Raw genomic sequence first — 18,491 nt, 5'->3', positions numbered from 1 at the left:
ACGGCCGCTGTTGAATACTCCCGTTTACGATATCGTGGGTCGCCGTCGTCGATAAATTCAGACGATTGGGAAGGGATTCCATGATTACCATGCTGGCCGCGGCTGGAATGGCTTTTTCCCTGCTTGCCTCTCCGGTTCCGGCGGCCGAATCAGCGCCGCCGGACAGGGTGACAGTCGAGGTGATCACGGCGAACGGATCGGGTTGCCCGCCCGGCACGTCCGCCGTGGCCGTCGCGCACGACAAGACCGCCTTTACCGTGACCTACAGCGACTATCTCGCTCAGGTCGGGGTGGGCGCGAAACCGACCGATGTTCGAAAGAACTGTCAGCTCGCCCTGCGCATCCACTACCCACAGGGTTTCACCTACGCGATCCAGAAAGCGGATTACCGGGGTTACGCGAATCTCCAAGCGGGGGCGCGCGGACTCCAGCGGGCGAACTACTACTTCCAGGGAATGTCGGCCACCGAGTCGCGGAGCCATTGGTTCAACGGCCCGTACGCCGACAGCTGGCAGGCGACCGACACCTCCGAAGGGCCCAACATGGTCTACGCCCCCTGCGGCGAGACCAGGAACCTGAACGTCAACACCGAGCTGCGCGTGCAGGCGGGTTCCTCGAATCCGTCGACCACGACCAGCTTTATGACGATGGACTCCACGGACGGCAGCATTCGCACCACCTACCACTTCTCCTGGAAGCGGTGCGACTAGCGCATTGCAGGGTGGCTCAGGTCACAGGGGGGAACCGGGTGGACCAGATGACCGACCTGACTGGCGTGGTCGGCTCCGCTGCGGTGCGTTCGCGCACCGTCTCGCGGGGCCGGCCAGCGTCCACAGCAGACGGCGGCGTCCCCTGGAGAGTGCAGTGCAGCAGAGTGTCGCCACCGGCGCGACCGAGACCCCGGAGCGACTGAGCACGGTCGAGCTGGCCCTGTCCGGCATGACCTGTGCGGCCTGCGCGGCCCGGATCGAACGCAAGCTCAACAAGCTCGACGGCGTGCACGCCGTGGTCAACTACGCCACCGAGCGTGCCTCGGTGTCCTTCCCTTCCACCATCGATGTCACCCGCCTGGTCCAGGCGGTCGCCGCCGCCGGTTACACCGCGCACGAGGTCCGCCAGACGACGGCAACGGACGGACCGGACCCGGTGCGCGCGCTGTGGCGCAGGCTGGTCGTGTCGGTGCTGCTCACCTTCCCGCTCGCCGACCTCGCACTGGCCATGGCCTGGGTGCCCTGGCTGCGGTTCCCCGGCTGGCAGTGGGTCTGCCTCGCGCTCGCGGCCCCGGTGGTGCTGTGGGCGGCACTGCCCTTCCACCGGGCCGCGCTGCGCAACGCCAGGCACGGCGCGGCCTCGATGGACACGCTGGTCTCGCTGGGGGTGCTCAGCGCGTTCGGCTGGTCGGCCTACGCGATGTTCAGCACCACGGTCACCGGCGGCATCTACCTGGAGGTCGCCGCCGGGGTGACCACCTTCCTGATCGCCGGTCGCTACTTCGAGGCCCGCGCCCGCCGGATGGCCGGGGACGCGCTGCGCTCGCTCTCCCTGCTCGCGGCCAAGGACGTCCTGTTGCTGCGCAAGGGGAAAGAGGTCCGGGTCCCGGTCGGGCAGCTGGTGGTCGGGGACCTGTTCGCGGTGCCGCCGGGGGAGAAGATCGCCACCGACGGGGTGGTGGAGTCCGGGCGCTCGGTGGTGGACCTGAGCATGGTCACCGGCGAGTCGGTGCCGGTGGAGGTGGAGACCGGCGCGCAGGTCATCGGCGGCACCATCTCGCACAGCGGCAGGCTCGTGGTGCGCGCCACCGGCGTCGGCGCGGACACCCAGCTGGCCAGGATGACCGCGCTGGTGGAACAGGCCCAGGCGGGCAAGTCCAGTGCGCAGCGGCTGGCCGACCGGGTGGCCGGGGTGTTCGTTCCGGTGGTGCTGGTGCTGGCCGCGCTGACCCTGGCGGCCTGGCTGCTCGCGGGCTCCTCCGCGGAGCCGGCGTTCGGGGCCGCGCTGGCCGTGCTGATCATCGCGTGTCCGTGCGCGCTGGGCCTGGCCACGCCGACCGCGCTGCTGGTGGCCACCGGCCGCGGCGCGCAGCTGGGCATCCTGCTGCGCGGGGCCCAGGCCCTGGAGCAGACCAGGGCGGTGGACACCGTGTTGCTGGACAAGACCGGCACCGTCACCACCGGCCGGATGTCGTTGGCCGAGACGCATTCCAGGGGCGAGCGGGCCGAGCTGCTGCGCTACGCCGGTGCGGTGGAGGCCGCCTCCGAACACGCCATCGCCGCCGCGATCACCACCGCGGCCCGCGCCGAGCTCGGCGCCCTGCCCGAGGTCGCCGATTTCGCCGCCCTGCCCGGCCTCGGCGCCACCGGCCGGGTCGACGGGGTGGAAATCCTCATCGGCCGCCCGCTGCTGTTCACCAAACGCGGCTGGACGGTGGATGCGCAATTGCGCGAGCGGTGCGCGGAATGGGAACAGCTGGGCCGCACCGTGGTGGTGGCCGGCTGGGACGGCGCGGCGCGGGGGCTGCTCGCGGTGCTGGACACGGTGAAGGAGTCCGCGCCCGCCGCGGTCCGCGCCCTGCGTGCACTGGGCCTGACCCCGGTCCTGCTCACCGGCGACAACGAGAGCACCGCCCGCGCGGTGGCCGAGGCGGTGGGCATCGAGGAGGTGCACGCCGGGGTGCTGCCGCAGGGCAAGGTCGAGGTGGTGCGCGCGCTGCAGGCCGAGGGCCGCCGGGTGGCCATGGTCGGCGACGGCGTCAACGACGGCCCCGCGCTGGCCGCGGCCGACCTGGCCATGGCCATGGGCACCGGCGCGGACGTGGCCCTGCACGCCGCTGACCTGATCCTGGTGCGGGACAACCTGATCGCGGTGCCGGACGCGATCAGGCTGGCCCGCGCCACCTTGAACACCATCCGCGGCAACCTGTGGTGGGCCTTCGGCTACAACGTGGCCGCGATCCCGGTGGCCGCGCTCGGGCTGCTCAACCCGCTGATCGCCGGGGCCGCGATGGCGCTGTCCTCGGCGTTCGTGGTCTCCAACAGCATGCGGCTGCGCAAGTTCGGCGGTCAGTAGCCGCCCGGCGGCGCGGTGGAGGCGCGCACCACCAGCTCGGCGGTGAAGCCGGGCGGCTGGACCTCCACGCCGTCCAGCAGGCCCAGCACCGCGCGCGCCGCCGCCTGCCCCATCTCCCTGGCGGGCTGGCGGATCGTGGTCAGCGGCGGCACCGCGTAGCGCACGCTGGGCAGGTCGTCGAAGCCCACCAGGGACACGTCCTCGGGCACCCGCAGCCCGCGTTCGGACAGCGCCAGGCGGGCGCCCATGGCCACCTGGTCGTTGGCCGCGACCAGGGCGGTGCACCGGATCCCGTTGTCCAGCAACCGATGGGTGGCCCGGCGGCCGTCGTCCTCGTGGTAGCCGCCGGGGATGGTGCGCGGGGTGAGACCGGCGGCGGTCATGGTGTCCCGGTAGCCGTGCAGGCGTTCCTCGGTGTCGGGCTGGCCGGACTCGCCGGTGATGTGCGCGATCTCCTGGTGCCCCAACGAGATCAGGTGTTCGGTGGCCAGGCGGGCCCCGTAGTGGTTGTCGAGGGTGATGGCCAGCTTGCCGGGGCCGGCGCGCAGCACGGTGACCAGGGGCAGGTCGCCGGTGACGGCCAGCAGGTCCGCGCCGGGCAGGCGGCCGCCGAGCACGATCAGCGCGTCGGCCTGGCGCTGCACCAGGTGTTCCAGCGCGCGGCGCTCGGTCTCGGTGTGGAAGGCGCCGCTGGCGAAGAGGGCCTGGTAGCCCAGGCCGTGCAGCTCGGCCTCCACCCCGGCCATGATCAGGCCGTAGAGCGGGCTGGCCAGGTCGGGGGTGAGCACGCCGACGGTGAAGGTGCGGCCCCAGGCCAGGCCCTTGGCCATCAGGTTCGGGCGGTAGCTCAGTTCGGCCATCGCGGTCAGCACGGCGTCCCGCTTGTCCGGGGCGACCACGGCGTTGCCGGTCAGCACCCTGGACACGGTCGCCTTGGACACCCCGGCCCGCGCCGCGATGTCCGTGATCGTCGCCTTCCTGCCCGCCACCGGCCCACCCTCCCCGTCCACCGGAACGTTGACCGCCCCTGTGACGGATGTTACATTCCCGAAACCCTGTTGAAACCGGTTTCAAGCTAGGCCGCCGCAATCCCTGCCCTCCACCCCTGCTCGGAGGAAAGATGAGCCTGCTCAGTCGTGGGCTGGCCGCGGTCACCGCGGTCCTCACGCTCGGTGTGTTAGTCCCGCTCGCTGTCACGGTCGGCTCCGGCCAGGCCAGCGCCGAACCCATCGGCGCGGGCAGCTACACCACGACGTTGCCCGCCGGGGCCAAGCTGCCCACCGCCTGCGGCGAGATCCCGCGCAACCCGCGCCAGTACGTCACCGGCAACGCCCCCGCGGGCGCGGTGCCGACCAACGACTGGTGGTCCTCGCTGATCTTCAAGCGGAACGACTGCGCCTACTCCGACAACCTGATGGCGCACCCGTTCTCCTTCAACACCAGCGCGAACGGCCTCGGCGTCGACTACGCCACCAACGTCACCGTCAGCGGCACGGCCACCGGCGTCGGCGAGTACCACTACCCGTACTCCACCGACTTCACCCTCGGCGTGACCGGCCTGAACTCCCCGGACGTCAAGGTGGACGGCTGGACCGACTGGACGGTCAGCCCCTACTTCAGCGACGGCGCGCGCACCCTGCGCACCACCATCGGGCACGGCCTGCCCTTCGTCTACGCCAAGGTCACCGGCGGGGACGCGCGGCTGGGCTTCGGGGCCGCGCCGACGGTGTGGTCCAACAGCGGGGCGACCATCGGGTTCAGCGTGGACGGGCACGACTACGTGGCCTACGCGCCGAGCGGATCGAGCTGGAACGTGGGCGGCAACGCGATCACGTCCTCGTTGGCGGGCAAGGGATTCTTCTCGGTGGCGGTGCTGCCGACCACCCCGGCCAGCAGCGCCGCGGACCGGCAGGCGCTGCTGAGCTCCTACGGCCGCCACGCGCACGCCCACGTCACCGGCACCAGGGTGGAGTGGGCCTACGACCAGGCGGCCAGCACGGTGCGGGCCACCTACCGGCTGACCACCCAGGCCATGGAGGGCGGCCAGAGCGGCGCGGTGGTCGCGCTGTACCCGCACCAGTGGCAGGACCTCAGCGGGTCGACGCCGATCGCGCAGACCTACGTCTCACCACGAGGTCAGCTGAAGACCCTGGTCGGGGCCTCGGCGTTCACCACCGCGATCCGCTACCACGGCGTGCTGCCCGAACTGCCCCAGGTCGGTATGACTGGCGGCGACCTGGCCACGCTGAACGGCTACCTCAACGAGGCGGGCGGCGGTGACCCGTTCGCCGGGTTCAACAACGACACCTACTGGACCGGCAAGGCGCTCGGCCGGGCGGCGCGGATGATCGAGATCGCCGACCAGGTCGGCAACCTGGCGGTGCGGGACAAGCTGATCGGCGCGGTCCGCACCCGGCTGACCGACTGGTTCACCGCGCCGAACGGCAAGAGCGAGCGGGTCTTCTACTACGACCGCAACTGGGGCTCGCTGGTCGGCTTCCCGGCCTCCTTCGGTTCCGACACCGACCTCAACGACCACCACTTCCACTACGGCTACTACATCTCCGCCGCGGCCACCCTGGCCAAGTTCGACCCGGCCTGGGCCTCACCGAGCCAGTACGGCGGCATGGTCAACCTGCTCATCCGGGACGCCAACGGGTTCAACCGCGACGACAGCATGTTCCCGTTCCTGCGCGACTTCGACATCTACGCCGGGCACGACTGGGCGGCCGGGCACGGCGCGTTCTTCGCCGGGAACAACCAGGAGTCCAGTTCCGAGGGCATGAACTTCGCCAACGCGGTGATCCAGTGGGGCCTGGCCACCGGGGACACCGCGGCGCGCGATGCCGGGCTGTTCATGTACACCACCCAGGGCGAGGCGATCAAGGAGTACTGGTTCGACAACCGGGACACCAACTTCCCCAGCGCCTTCCAGCACTCCACGGTGGGCATGGTGTGGGGCGACGGCGGCGCGTACTCGACCTGGTTCAGCGCCGAGCCGGAGATGATCCAGGGCATCAACATGCTGCCGATCACCGGCGGATCCCTGTACCTGGGCCATGATCCGGCCTACATCGACCGCAACCTGCGCGAGCTGGTGACCAACAACGGCGGCCCGCCGACGGTCTGGCGGGACATCATCTGGTCCTTCCAGGCACTGTCCACACCGGACACCGCACTCGCCGAGTTCCGGGCGGGCGGCTACACCGTGGAGGAGGGCGAGAGCAAGGCGCGCACCTTCCAGTGGCTGCGCAACCTCAGCTCGCTCGGCCAGGTCGACCGCTCGGTCACCGCGAACCACCCGCTGCACGCGGTGTTCACCCGCAACGGCGCGAAGACCTACGTGGCGGCCAACACCGGCAACCAGCCGATCACGGTGACCTTCTCCAACGGCACCACGCTCACCGTCGGCGCGGGCAAGACCGCGACCACCGGCGCGATCACCTGGAGCGGCGGCAACGGCTCCGGCGGCCAGCCCACCTCCAGCAGCACGACCACCACGACGACGACCACGACAACCGGGCCGCCGCCGGTCAAGGCCAACCGGTTCTTCGTCAACAACCCCGGCGCGCTGTCGGCCGCGGAGCCCGCCGGCGCGCGCACCGACACCATCGCCGGGGCCGGCGGCGGCAACAACGACGGCACACCGCGCGACCCGCGGACCTACACCGCCTGCGGCCTCTCCGGCACGCACGACCCGGCCCGGCAGACCGGCTTCAACCTGTACGTCGACTCCGGCACGGGCGTGGCCAACGCGGTGCAGGCGCGGGTCTCCTACGACTTCACCGGCTCCGGGATTTATGGCCGGGTGGAGACCTACCGCTATTTCGCCACCGACCCGGTGACCGGGTGGGAGAACTACACCGCGGGCGCACTGCATTCCAGTTCCGGGTCATTCGCCGAACTGCGCAATGGCTGTGTCCGGCTGGAGGTGTGGAGCGCGATCGGCACCGGGTCGACCTCGTTGCGGGTCAACGCTTCCGCAAGCCAAGGCCAGCAGTCCGTGCTGACAATTCCTTTCCAATGAAGTGACCAATCACCCCCCGGTTCACAACCGTGAAAATTCACGGTTGTGAACCGGGGGATGCCTCTTTTCAGGTGTTTGTGAATATCGGCGTATTGACCTCAGGTGGTCTGGACCACACCATCGTTTGCGTTCACCGCGCTTCACGCCGCGACGCGCAACCGGGTATCCATCCCTGAGGAGACCGATGACAACCCTGCATCGACGCGGGATCGTCCTCACCGCGCTCGCCGCCGCCACCGCCCTGTTCGCCAGCGCTTCGCCCACCTCCGCCGATCCGGCCCCCGCGCCTACTGCCGCACCGGCAGCCGCCGCGGCCCCGCCTGCCTTCACCCATCCCGGGGTGTACGTGAGCCGGGGTCAGCTGGACTTCGTGCGCGGCAAGGTGCAGGCGGGCGCGCAACCCTGGAAGGCAGCCTATGACCAGATGAACGGCCACGGCCTGGCCTCGTTGTCCCGCAACCCGAAACCGCGCGCGGTGGTGGAGTGCGGTCCCTACTCCAACCCCAACAACGGGTGCACCGATGAGCGCCAGGACGCCATCGCGGCCTTCACCAGCGCGCTGAACTGGTACATCACCAGGGACCAGCGCTATGCGAACAAGGCGATCCAGCTCATGGACGCCTGGTCGGCCACCATCAGGGACCACACCAACAGCAACGCCCCGCTGCAGACCGCGTGGGCCGGGGTGTCCTGGGCCAAGGCCGCGGAGATCATCCGGCACACCGGCGGCGGCTGGTCCGCTGAGGGGGTCACCCGGTTCAGCACCATGCTGCGCAACGTCTACCTGCCCAGGGTGATCAACGGGGCCACCACCAGCAACGGCAACTGGGAGCTCACCATGATGGAGGCCGCGATCGGCATCGCGGTGTTCCTGGAGGACCGAGGGGCCTACGACCGCGCGGTGACCAAGTTCCGCCAGCGGGTGCCCGCCTTCCTCTACGTCAGCAGTGACGGGGCCTACGCCAAGGGCCCGGCAGGCAGCGGCATCGACACCCGCGAGGAGATCGTGCGGTACTGGCACAACCAGAACACCTTCGTGGACGGGCTGAGCCAGGAGACCTGCCGCGACTTCACCCACACCGGCTACGGCCTGGCCAGCATCGCCAACTTCGCCGAGACCACCCGGCACCAGGGCCAGGACCTCTACCCGGAGATCGCGGACCGGCTGCGGCACGCGCTGGGCTTCCACGCCAAGTACGAGCTGGGCGAGCCCGCGCCGGGCTGGCTGTGCGGCGGCACCATCAAGCGCGGCCTCGGCCCGGTCTCCGAGGTCGGCTACAACGCGCTGGCCAACCGTATGGGCCACAGCATGGCCAACACCCAGCGCCTGGTGGAGTCCCGGCGCCCGCACGGCACGAACATCCTCTTCGTCGCCTGGCAGACCCTCACCCACGCCGGCAACCCGGCCTGACCCGGCACCCGCGCGCCCGGCCCACCGCCGAGGGCCGGCCGCGCGGCCCTTCAGCCACTGTGTTGGCCGAACTCGCACGGTGTGTTGGCCGAACTCGCACGGTGTGTTGGCCGAACTCGTACGGTGTGTTGGCCGTTGTCGTACCCAGTGTTGGCGCTTGCCTCGAAACTGGGTTGAACATCCGACGCACAACGGCACCCATAGTCGCTTGGGACCGGTCCCAGGGTGTGGGTCAGTATCGAGTCGGACGAACGGAAGAATCATGACGAACCTCCTTCGGCTGGCGATCGCCGCTGCCCTCGCAATCGTCACGGCCGTAGGCGAACTGCTCGACTGACGCGGCTGTCGCGGAGGTTGGCGGGAACCCGGCACAACACTCGGGAAAATCGGGGATCGCCGTCGATAACGTGCGAATCAGCAGAGTGGAACTGGTCCGCCAACCAGGAGGAATGCCGGAGTGAGCACCGCGCCCGACGTCGAGGAACTACCCCTGCTGCGTTGTCAGCGACCCGTGGTGGGCAGACTGGACCCGCTCCTGCGCGACTTGCAGTCCCGCGCGCCGGTGCTCAAGGTGCGCACCAGGACCGGTGACCAGGCCTGGCTGGTGACCCGCTACGCCGAGCTCAGGCAACTGCTGGTCGAGGGCAGGATGGAGAACGCGCACCCCGATCCGGCGAACCGGGCGCGCTACCTGGACAGTCCGGTGTTCGACTACAACCTGCTCGGCACCGACTTCGACGAGGCTCGCGCGCAGCACCGCGAGTTCCGCGCCGCGCTCACCCCGCTGTTCGCCGCGCGGCGGATGGCCGTGCTGCGGGACGGCGTCCGGGACCGGGTGCACCGGCTGCTGGACGGGTTGCTGGCCAAGGGCCCGGATGCCGACCTGCACAACGACTTCTCGCTGCCGCTGTCCCACGGGGTGCTCTGCGACCTGCACGGCGTGCCGGACGAGCAGACCTTCATCAGCATGCTGACCGGCATGGACGATCCGGCCAAGGTCGGCGAGGTGTTCGCCTACCTGGCCGAGGCCGTGGTGTGGCGGCAGGCCAACCCTGGACCGGACGTGATCACCGAGCTGTCCGAGGCCGGGGTGCCGGTGGAGCAGATCGCCGGGCTGATCGCCACCATCAGCTTCCCGTTCCTGGTCACGCCCGGCGTGCAGAGCGTGGGCACCGCGCTGTTCGCGGCCCATCCCGAGCAGCGGGACCTGCTGGCGCGCGAGCCGGGGCTGATCGACAGCGCGGTGGACGAGGTGCTGCGCATGGGTCAGGTGGAGGAGTCGGTGATGCCGCGCTACGCCGCGGAGGACATCACCATCGGCGGGGTCACCATCGGCTACGGCGACCTGGTGCTGTGCGACCACTACTCGGCCAACTACGACGAGCTGGTCTTCCCCGACTCCGAGCGCTTCGACATCACCCGCGCGCCCAACCCGCACCTGGCCTTCAGCCACGGCATCAGCCACTGCATCGGCGCGCCGCTGGCCAAGATCCAGCTGGCCGAGGTGTTCAGCGCGCTGGTGACCCGGATGCCGGGGCTGGCGCTGACCGTGCCGGTGGAGGAGATCCCGATGAGCATGGACCCGGACGCGGTGAAGCTCGGCGGCGGCATCGCCGCGCTGCCGGTCACCTGGTAGGCCAGGGGCGGGCCTCGGTGAGCAGGCCGAGCATGCCGGCCAGCAGCCGCATGTGCTCCACGTTGCGGATGTCGGCCTCCACCAGCCGCGGCGAGCAGATCAGCACGGCCAGCGCCTGCGCGCGGGAGAGCGCCACGTTCAACCGGTTGCGGGAGAGCAGGAAGTCCAGGCCCCTGGGCAGGTCGCTGGCGGCCGAGCTGGTCATGGTGGCCAGCACCACCGGGGCCTCCTGGCCCTGGAACTTGTCCACCGTGCCCACCCGCACCTCCGGGTAGCCCGCGCGTTCCAGCGCGCGGCGCACCACCCGGACCTGGAGGTTGTACGGGGCCACCACCAGGATGTCGGACTGTTCCAGGGGCCGGGTCCGCTCGCCGTCGGTCCAGGTGCGGCCGACCAGCTCGCGGGTCAGCTCGACGACGACCGCGGCTTCCTCCGGGGAGGAGGCCAGGTTGTGCCGGTGGTCGACCTGGTACAGGCACAGACCCGGTGGCACACCGTCGATCCCGCGTCCGGCGGCGGTGGGGTGGGCGTGCAGCAGGCCGGCGTAGGACAGGTTGGAAATGGGGCGGCAGACCGAGGGGTGCATGCGGCGGGACTGGTCCAGGAAGTAGCCCAGCTCCGGCGGCATCACGTCGGCCGCGCCGATGAGGTGGCCCAGCGCGGAGGCGTCCGCGCCTGCCGGGTGGGTGCCCTGCACGACCTGGGGCAGCTGCTGCGGATCGCCCAGCAGCACCAGGTTCTTCGTGCACAGCGAGACCGCGAGGGCGTCGGCGAGGGCGAACTGCCCGGCCTCGTCGATGATCAGCACGTCGAAGGGCTGGGCGCGCAGCGCGGCGTTGGCGAAGGTCCACGCGGTGCCGCCGACCAGGTGCCCGCCGCCCTGCTCCTCCCGCCAGCGGGCCAGGTCGTTGTTGGACTTGGGCTGCTCCCACACGCAGTCCGGTTCCGGGTTCTTCTTGGGGCGCTTGGCCATCGGCAGCGGCACCCCGGTCGCCCGCGCGGCCTCGTGCGCGGCGCTGAGCACGTTCTCCACCGCCTTGTGGCTGTTGGAGGTCACCCCGACGCTGCGGCCGTTGGCCACCAGGTGCGCGATCAGCCTGCCCGCGAGGTAGGTCTTGCCCGCACCCGGCGGCCCCTGCACGGCCAGGGTGGAGCCGTCCAGGGCGTCCACCGCGGCGATCACGGTGGCCACCAGGTCGCCGCCGAACTCCCGCGGGTCGGGCAGGTCCCGGCCCCCGCGCAGCCGGGGACGGCGGCGCAGCAGGTCGATGCCGGGGTGCGCGGGCAGCACGGGCAGCGCGTCCACGGTGATCCGGGCCAGGTCGGCCACGGCCTCGTCCTTGGGGCTGGGCCGCACCGGACTGCCGGGCAGCACCGCCGCCGGGCGGCCGTCGAAGCCGTCCAGCTCAGCGGGTTTCGCGCTCTCCTGCACGGTGAGGCCGTCCGCGCCCGCGTCCACGACCAGCGCGTCCCTGGTCCGCTGGCCGGGGTAGAGCAGGCGCACGGTGTCGCCGGGGGCGAAGGGGTGTGGCCGGTCCGGGTCGCAGTGCAGCCGCACCTCGCGTTTGGCGTTGCGCACCCGCCCGGACGGCGCGGTCCAGTCCTGTGTGGACACTGACACCGGCACCGCGCAGGTGTTGTCCGACTCCAGGTCGGTCAGGGGTGCGGTGACCTGGCGGAAGAACTCCCACCAGGCCGGGTTGGTCTCCCGCCGGTGGTAGCCGACCGAGGCGGCCAGCAGCGCGCGGGCGCGGTGCTCGGCGGTGAAGGCGGCCGGGTTCTCCGGCAGGCCCTCCAGCAGCGGGTCCACCAGGGCGGCGATCTTGGCGGCCCGCTCGGCCCTGCGCTGCGCGGCCAGCTCGTCGGCCGCGGAGTCGATGGCGGCGTCCAATGTGGACGGATCGACCGGCGGGGCCGGCTCGATGCCCGCCTCGGCGCGGATGTCGAGCAGGAAGCGGTAGAGGCGGTGGGTGGACACGCAGTCGTACTCGTTGTAGTCGGCGATCCCGCGCAGCACCTCGGCCGCGCGCTCGGCGTCGCCGACCTCGGAGAGGGTGAGGTAGTCCTCGTAGGCCTCGATGCTGGAGACCGCGTTCTGCACCTCGCCCGCCCTGGACTCCGGCATGTACAGCGGTTCCAGGTACTTGATCGAATAGGACCGCTGGGAGACCCGGAGTCCCTTGCGCACCACGGTGTACAGGTCGATCAGCACCCCGCCGCGCAGCAGCGTGTCCACCTCCTCCTCGCGGGTGCCGTGCAGCGCGGCCAGCCGCTTGAGCGCGTTGGTCTCATAGGGCGCGTAGTGGTAGACGTGCAGGTCCGGGTGCTCGGCGAGCCGGCCGGTGACGAAGTCCACGAAGGACTCGAAGGCGCGTTTCTCCTGCACCCGGCTGTGCGCCCAGAACGGGGTGAACTCCTCGTCGCCGGCGGGGGAGAGGGTGACCGCGCCGAAGAGGTACTCCAGGCCGTCGGAGTCCAGTGCGAACGGGTCGCCCTCCATGTCGAAGAACACGTCGCCGGGACTGGGCTGGGGCAGCGCGGCCAGCTCCTCGGGGGCCAGGATCTCGTAGGAGACCTTGCCGACCGGGTCCTCCGGGGTGCGGGTGAGGTCCTGCTGCACCTGGAGGGTGGCCTGGGCGCGCAGGCCGGTGAAGGTGGCCACGGACAGGGTGGGCGGGCGCTCGTTCTCGGTGGCCGCGGCCAGCGCCTCGATGGTGGTCAGCCCGGCGGCGGCCAGCTTGCGGCGCTGGTCGGTGCGCATCCCGGCGACCAGGGACAGGTCGCGGGCGGTGGAGCGGCCGGTGGCGCAGTGCTTGCTGAAGCGGCAGGTGGCACAGGCCGGGCGCTCGTCGTCCCACAGGCGTTGCGGCAGCTCGGCCGGTGCGGTGAGCTGGCCGCGCAGGCGGCCGCGGAGGTGTGCCAGCAGCGGCAGGAACTCCTGCACGCGCAGGGCGTGCGCGCTGCCGTCGCCGAGCAGCAGGTGCATCAGCGGGCCCGCGGTGAACCCGGACCTGGTCAACGCGTCGGCGTAGGCGGTCAGCTGGAGCACCGCGGCGGGGCGGGCGTGCCGGGCCAGCTTGGTGTCGTGCGGCTCGTAGCCGCCCTCGGTGGCGATCAGGAAGTCGGCGCGGCCGGAGAACTCGCCGTCGTAGAACACGCCCTGGTAGACCACCGGGACCCCGGCGGCCAGCGCGGTGCGGGTCTGCTCGGCGGCCGCGGCCAGCGCGTCCGGGTGCGGGGCCGGGGTGTCGATCTCGACCACCCCGGCCCCGTGCCGCTGCTTGAGCCGCTCCAGCACGGCCTGCTCGTGCGCGAGACCGTGCTTGGCCACCAGCGCCGCCGACCCGCGTTCCGGGACCGGCGCGCCGGGCAGGCCGAGCGCCACTGCCTGGTTGAGCCTGCTGCGGTGCCCGCACTCCATCAGGTCGACCAGGTCGGTCGGGGAGTGGACGAGCCCGTGATCGGTCCGCAGCATCCGGTCAGTCTGCCAAGTCAGGGCTTGGCGTCACCGCCCGGCTTGCCGTCCTTGTCCAGGAAACCTTCCACCTTGGTGCTGACGTTCTCGATCTTGTCGTGGTACTTGCCGCCGGTGACCTTGTCGATTCCGCTGGCCGCGGCGTCGACACCCTTGGCGGCCAGCTCGCGGGCCTTCTCGCCCGCGGGGCCCTGCGCCAGCTCGGCCGCCTTCTCCTTGGCCTGCCCCGCCAGCTCTTTCGCCTTGTCCAGGAAGCTCATGCCGACCATGGTGCCACCGGTGCGGCGGACCTGCTCAGTTCGCGACCCGGTCGTCAGACTTCGGGGTGACGCCCGAGGCCGGGACCAGCCGCCAGCCCTCCAGGGCCTTGCGGACCTGTTCGGCGGCGTCGATGTTGAGCGGCCCCGAGGTCCACAGCGCGTAGGGCAGGTTCAGGAACCGGTTCTCCTTCACCGCGGGCAGCTCGTTGATCCCGGCCCGCGCCTTGAGCAGCGCGACCTTGTCCGCGTAGCGCTGCGGCGGGTAGTCCACGAACAGGAAGGCCTCCGGCTTGGCCGCGGCCACCCGTTCCCAGGAGACCTTGGTCCAGGTGTCGTCCACATCGGCGAGCGCGTTGCGCGCCCCGGCGGCGGTGATGATCGCCTCGGGCGCGCCGAAGCGGCCGCTGGAGTAGACGCTGTCGGTGCCGGAGTCGAACAGGAACACCGTGGGCGGGGTGGCCGGTTCGGGCGCCTGGCGCAGGGTTTTGAGCCGGGTGTCCAGGTCGGCGGTGACCTTGTCCGCCTCGGTGGTGCGGCCGGTGATCTTGCCGAGGTTGGTGAGGTCCTCGCGCAGGGCCTGCCAGGGCTCGACCACGCCGCGGGCGGCCTTGCCGTCGGACTGGCGGCAGCTCTCGGTGAGCACGTAGGCGGCCACGTTCTGCTGGCGCAGGGTGGCCGGGGTGAGCTGCTTGTCCTCGGCGTAGCCGTAGCTCCAGCCGGCCACCATCACGTCCGGGCGCTGGGCCAGCACGGTTTCCCGGGACGGGTACTCCGGGGCGACCGAGTTGAGCTTGTCCACCACCTCGCCGTAGTGCCGTTTGAGGGTGGCCGCGTCGCGCTGGACGCTGGACACGGCGGCGATCTGGTCCTGCGCGCCGAGGGCCAGGGTGAGCGCGATCAGGTTGCCGTCGTTGACGAACAGCCGCTTGGCCGGGGCAGGGAAGCTGACCTGGCTGCCGCAGTTGGTGACGGTGACCGAGCTCGCGCCGGGCTGCGCGGCCGGTCCGCTGCCGCAGGCGGGCAGGGCGAGCAGCGCGACCGCGCCGATCAGCAGGGGCAGGGGACGGCTCATGGGCGCTCCAGGGTCGGGGTGAACAGCAGGTGCGGGCGTCCGGTGTCCGGGTGGGTGACCCGGGTGGCCCGGACGCCGAAGACCTCGCGCACCAGCTCCGGGGTGAGGGCTTGCTCTGGTGGCGCGGCGGGACGGGCGTGGCCGTTGTGCAGCACCACCACCCGGTCGCAGACGTCGGCGGCCAGGTTGAGGTCGTGCAGCGCGAGCAGCACGGTGCGGTCCAGAGCGCGCACCAGGTCCAGTAGCTGGAGCTGGTGGCGGATGTCGAGGTGGTTGGTGGGTTCGTCCAGCACCAGCAGCGGGGCGTCCTGGGCGATCCCCCTGGCGAGCAGCACTCGCCGCCGCTCGCCGCCGGAGAGCTGTTCCACCGGTCGGTCCACCGCGTCCACTAAGTCCACTGTGGACAGTGCTGTGCGGACGGCGTCGAGCTCGCGCCGGTCGCCGCCGGACCAGGGGGCGCGGTGCGGGGTGAGGCCGAGGGCGACCAGTTCGCCGACCAGGAGGTCAGCCGGGAGCTCTTCTTCCTGACCGACCATGGCGATGCGCTGGGCGCGTTGCCGTGCGGAGAGCGCGGACAACGGCTGGTCGTCGAGCAGGACCTCTCCGGCGGCGGGCTGGCGGATTCCGGCCAGCACGCGGAGCAGGGTGGACTTGCCGCTGCCGTTGGGGCCGACGAAGCCGAGCACCTCGCCGGGCCGGACGGCCAGCTCGACCGCGCGCAGGATGGTGCGGCCGCCGATCGCGCAGTCCAGGCCGGTGGCGCGCAGGGTCACGGTCATCCGGCGCTCCCGAAGCGGTAGCGGCGGCGGCCCAGCAGGAGCAGGAACACCGGTGCGCCGACGAGCCCGGTGACCACGCTGAGCGGCACCTCCACCGGGCGGACCAGCACCCGGGCGGCCATGTCCACGCAGAGCAGGAACAGCGCCCCGGTCAGCGCCGCCACCGGCAGCATCGCCCGGTGCCGCGCGCCGACCAGCAGCCGGGCGATGTGCGGGATCACCAGTCCGACGAAGCCGATCCCGCCGGAGATCGCCACCAGGACCCCGACCAGCACCGCCAGCCCGGCGAAGAGGGCGTTGCGCAGGAACCGCACCGGAACCCCCAGGGCCGCGGCGGTGTCCGGTCCGATGGCCAGGGCGTCCAGCCAGCCGCTGCCCGCGAGCAGCAGGCCGCCCAGCAGCAGCACGGTGGCCAGTGGCAGGCCGAGCCGGTCCCAGTCCGCGCCGGCCAGGCTGCCCAGCAGCCAGAACAGCACCGACTCGGCCGCGCGGGCGTCCGCGCTGCGGAAGACGAGGTAGCTGGCGATCGCGGAGAACGCCGAGCCCAGCACCGTCCCGGTGAGCACCAGTCGCAGCGGGGTCAGCCCGCCCTGGGCCGCCGCGATCGCGAACACCAGCGCCGCCGCGCCGAACGCGCCGACCAGCGCGCCCGCCGACAACGCCCAGATCCCCGCGCCCGCGAACAGCCCGGTGGTGATCACGGCGGTCGCGCCGACGCTCGCGCCGGAGGAGACGCCGAGCAGGTAGGGGTCGGCGAGCGGGTTGCGGACCAGGGTCTGGATCGCCGCGCCCGCGATCGCCAGCCCCGCGCCGACCACCAGGGCGAGCAGGGTCCGGGGCAGGCGCAGGTGCCAGACGATGGTGTCGAAGGTGAGGTCCGGGCCGGGGGAGCCGGTGAGGCGGGCGGCCAGGACCTCGAGCACGGCGGGGAGGGGTAGCTGCTCAGCGCCGACCGAGGTGGAGAAGGCGGTCGTGAGCAGCGTCGACAGCGCCAGCACCAGTAGGACGGGGCCGGTCCTGGAACGACGCACGCGGTGGAACCTCCCCGGGCTGACGCGGCCCGCTAGGTGGCGGTGTGGACGGCACGGGGTCTGGCTTCACAGTGGCGCGACCGCTCCGAACAGGTCGGATTCCCGTTGCCGTCGACGAGGTGTGCGCATCGTAGGCACAGCTCTGGCGACGATCAAACTTTGTGATTGGTAGCTACGATTACTTCAGTGAAGAGTGAAAGAAATCGGGGAGGGGACAAGCCGGACAAAAGCGCCTGGATGAGGTGTGGCGGTTTCCCGGTGCATTGCCAAGGCGCAGCCGGTCGGCCGCCGAGTGGTCCGCGGCCTGACCGGTCACGGTGATCTGCTCAGGCGTCGCCGGTCTTCGGTTCCGGCAGGACCTTGCCGGTCTCCAGCAGCGTCTTCAGGCTGGCGATGATGGGGATCCAGCCTTCGCTGATCATGCCGCGCAGCACCGAGTCCGGGGCGAAGCCGTCGTGCGTGACGGTCAGCTTGACCACCTCGCCGAGGGGTTCGATGTCGAAGGTGGCCTTGGAGCGGGGTTCGGCGGCGAGCTTGGCGACCAGCTCGTCGTCCAGGCCGACGCTGGCGCCGAAGTCCGGGGTGAAGGTGTGCCAGGTGTAGGACAGGCGGGTGTGCGGGGTGGCTTCCAGCACCACCTGGTCGGGGTCGGTGTGGGTCCAGGAGCCCTGGGTCCAGGTGATGGTGGAGCCGGGCTGCCAGTCCGATGCCAGCTCCGCGCCCCAGTACTGCTTGGTGAACTCAGGGGTGGTCAGGGCGGTCCACAGGCGCTCGGGGGTGGTGTTGATGTAGGTGGTGTAGACGAAGGGGTTCATGGGGGTGAGCTCCAATGCGGTTTTCAGGTTGGCCAGTGCCTGCGCGCGGTGCCGGTGGTAGTGGGTTATCCAGCGGTCGGCGATGGCGTTGATGGGTTCGGCGTTGAGGTAGTGCAGCTTTTCCCGGCCGCGCCAGGTGATGGTGATGAGGTGTGCTTCTTCCAGGACGGTCAGGTGTTTGCTGACGGACTGGCGGGCCATGTCCAGTTCGGCGCAGAGTTCCCGGAGGGTCTGGCCGTTGTGGTGGTTCAGGCTGTCCAGTAGCCGGCGGCGGCTGGGATCGGCCAGCGCTTTGAACACCTCGTCCATCGCATCCTCTCGAACATGCAGCCGATTGACTGCCTGAACGATAGGCAGCTGTCTGGCTGCATGTCAACCCGGGGGCGCCGGATAGGGTGAGGTGTGCGTGGGGGAGGCGTGGTGGCGGGAAGGTGGTCGCGGCTGGCCGGTGTGCTGGTCGCGCTGGGTGTGGTCGCCGGTTGCGGGCTCTTCGGGCCGCCGGAGCCGCCGGGGCTGGGGACGCCGGGGCAGCGGGTCACCGTGGTGCGGGGTGCGCAGGTGTACCGGCTCACCGCGGAGATCACTGGGTGGGCGGTCAAGCCGCATCCGCAGGTGCCCGAGCAGGGGCCCGCGGTCAACCTCAGCTACCGGTTCACCGGTGACATCCCGTCCTCGTCGGTGGAGCTGCTGGTGTGCGCGGTGGACCAGCGGCGGGTGGTGCTGCTGTGCTCCTCGGCGTACGCGAACTCCACGACCGACCTGTGGCTGGGTCCGGCGGAGGGCGTCGACCTGTCCCGGACGGCGGAGGTGCTGCTGTTCCCGGACCAGATGGACCCCGGCCCGAAGGCGGGCGACCCCAAGGACCACGACGGCTATGTGCCGCCGAAGCGCTTGGGGCCGGGGGACCGGGTGCCGTAGG

The 18,491-nt window shown here is 71.2% G+C and carries 13 protein-coding genes; 6 read left to right on the top strand and 7 right to left on the bottom strand.

Going from position 1 to position 18,491, the window contains the following annotated elements:
- The first annotated feature begins 80 nt into the window (after positions 1-80).
- Entirely contained in the window at positions 81-710 is a 630-nt protein-coding gene (locus N8J89_RS22870; RefSeq protein WP_502868320.1) for a DUF4360 domain-containing protein, read from the top strand.
- A gap of 154 nt (positions 711-864) precedes the next feature.
- The gene (locus N8J89_RS22865) at positions 865-3,066 is read left to right on the top strand and encodes a heavy metal translocating P-type ATPase (protein ID WP_349497401.1); all 2,202 of its coding nucleotides are present in this window, start codon (positions 865-867) and stop codon (positions 3,064-3,066) included.
- Here N8J89_RS22865 and N8J89_RS22860 read toward each other — a convergent pair.
- On the bottom strand, positions 3,060-4,055 hold the full coding sequence (locus N8J89_RS22860; RefSeq protein ID WP_283659038.1) for a LacI family DNA-binding transcriptional regulator: 996 nt from the start codon (positions 4,053-4,055) through the stop codon (positions 3,060-3,062). The two genes, N8J89_RS22865 and N8J89_RS22860, sit on opposite strands and share 7 nt — an antisense overlap.
- Before the next feature lie 131 nt (positions 4,056-4,186).
- Here N8J89_RS22860 and N8J89_RS22855 point away from each other — a divergent pair, with 131 nt between their 5' ends.
- The 3 genes from N8J89_RS22855 (at position 4,187) to N8J89_RS22845 (ending at position 10,140) form a co-directional block, all read left to right on the top strand.
- The gene (locus N8J89_RS22855; protein WP_283659037.1) at positions 4,187-7,093 is read left to right on the top strand and encodes a glycosyl hydrolase; all 2,907 of its coding nucleotides are present in this window, start codon (positions 4,187-4,189) and stop codon (positions 7,091-7,093) included.
- Positions 7,094-7,277: 184 nt separating this feature from the next.
- Positions 7,278-8,504: an alginate lyase family protein gene (locus tag N8J89_RS22850; RefSeq protein ID WP_283659036.1), complete on the top strand. Its 1,227-nt coding sequence runs from the start codon at positions 7,278-7,280 to the stop codon at positions 8,502-8,504.
- 457 nt (positions 8,505-8,961) lie between these two features.
- Complete coding sequence (locus N8J89_RS22845) at positions 8,962-10,140, top strand: cytochrome P450 (RefSeq protein WP_283659035.1); 1,179 nt, start codon at positions 8,962-8,964, stop codon at positions 10,138-10,140.
- Here N8J89_RS22845 and N8J89_RS22840 read toward each other — a convergent pair.
- The 6 genes from N8J89_RS22840 to N8J89_RS22815 all read right to left on the bottom strand — a co-directional run bounded on the left by N8J89_RS22840 (position 10,130) and on the right by N8J89_RS22815 (position 17,881).
- Positions 10,130-13,615 (bottom strand): TM0106 family RecB-like putative nuclease, encoded by a 3,486-nt coding sequence (locus tag N8J89_RS22840; protein ID WP_283659034.1) that lies wholly within the window; start codon positions 13,613-13,615, stop codon positions 10,130-10,132. The two genes, N8J89_RS22845 and N8J89_RS22840, sit on opposite strands and share 11 nt — an antisense overlap.
- Positions 13,616-13,632: 17 nt before the next feature.
- Positions 13,633-13,875 (bottom strand): Rv0909 family putative TA system antitoxin, encoded by a 243-nt coding sequence (locus tag N8J89_RS22835; protein ID WP_283659033.1) that lies wholly within the window; start codon positions 13,873-13,875, stop codon positions 13,633-13,635.
- A 34-nt stretch (positions 13,876-13,909) separates the two neighbouring features.
- Positions 13,910-14,947 (bottom strand): ABC transporter substrate-binding protein, encoded by a 1,038-nt coding sequence (locus tag N8J89_RS22830; RefSeq protein ID WP_283659032.1) that lies wholly within the window; start codon positions 14,945-14,947, stop codon positions 13,910-13,912.
- The gene (locus N8J89_RS22825) at positions 14,944-15,726 is read right to left on the bottom strand and encodes an ABC transporter ATP-binding protein (protein ID WP_283659031.1); all 783 of its coding nucleotides are present in this window, start codon (positions 15,724-15,726) and stop codon (positions 14,944-14,946) included. Before N8J89_RS22825 ends, N8J89_RS22830 begins: the two co-directional genes overlap by 4 nt.
- Positions 15,723-16,757 carry a FecCD family ABC transporter permease gene (locus N8J89_RS22820; RefSeq protein WP_283659030.1) on the bottom strand — a complete coding sequence of 345 codons (1,035 nt, stop codon included), beginning with the start codon at positions 16,755-16,757 and terminating at the stop codon, positions 15,723-15,725. Before N8J89_RS22820 ends, N8J89_RS22825 begins: the two co-directional genes overlap by 4 nt.
- A gap of 326 nt (positions 16,758-17,083) precedes the next feature.
- Positions 17,084-17,881, bottom strand: coding sequence for an ArsR/SmtB family transcription factor (locus tag N8J89_RS22815; protein ID WP_283659029.1), 798 nt, complete (start codon positions 17,879-17,881; stop codon positions 17,084-17,086).
- Between the two features lie 111 nt (positions 17,882-17,992).
- Between N8J89_RS22815 and N8J89_RS22810 the strand changes: the two genes are divergently transcribed.
- Positions 17,993-18,490, top strand: a complete 498-nt coding sequence (locus N8J89_RS22810) for a hypothetical protein (RefSeq protein ID WP_283659028.1) — start codon at positions 17,993-17,995, stop codon at positions 18,488-18,490.
- The last annotated feature ends 1 nt before the right edge of the window (position 18,491 follow it).

The organism is Crossiella sp. CA-258035 (assembly GCF_030064675.1).
In the GTDB taxonomy this organism is placed as follows: domain Bacteria; phylum Actinomycetota; class Actinomycetes; order Mycobacteriales; family Pseudonocardiaceae; genus Crossiella.
This window is presented reverse-complemented; position numbering and strand designations above follow the sequence as displayed.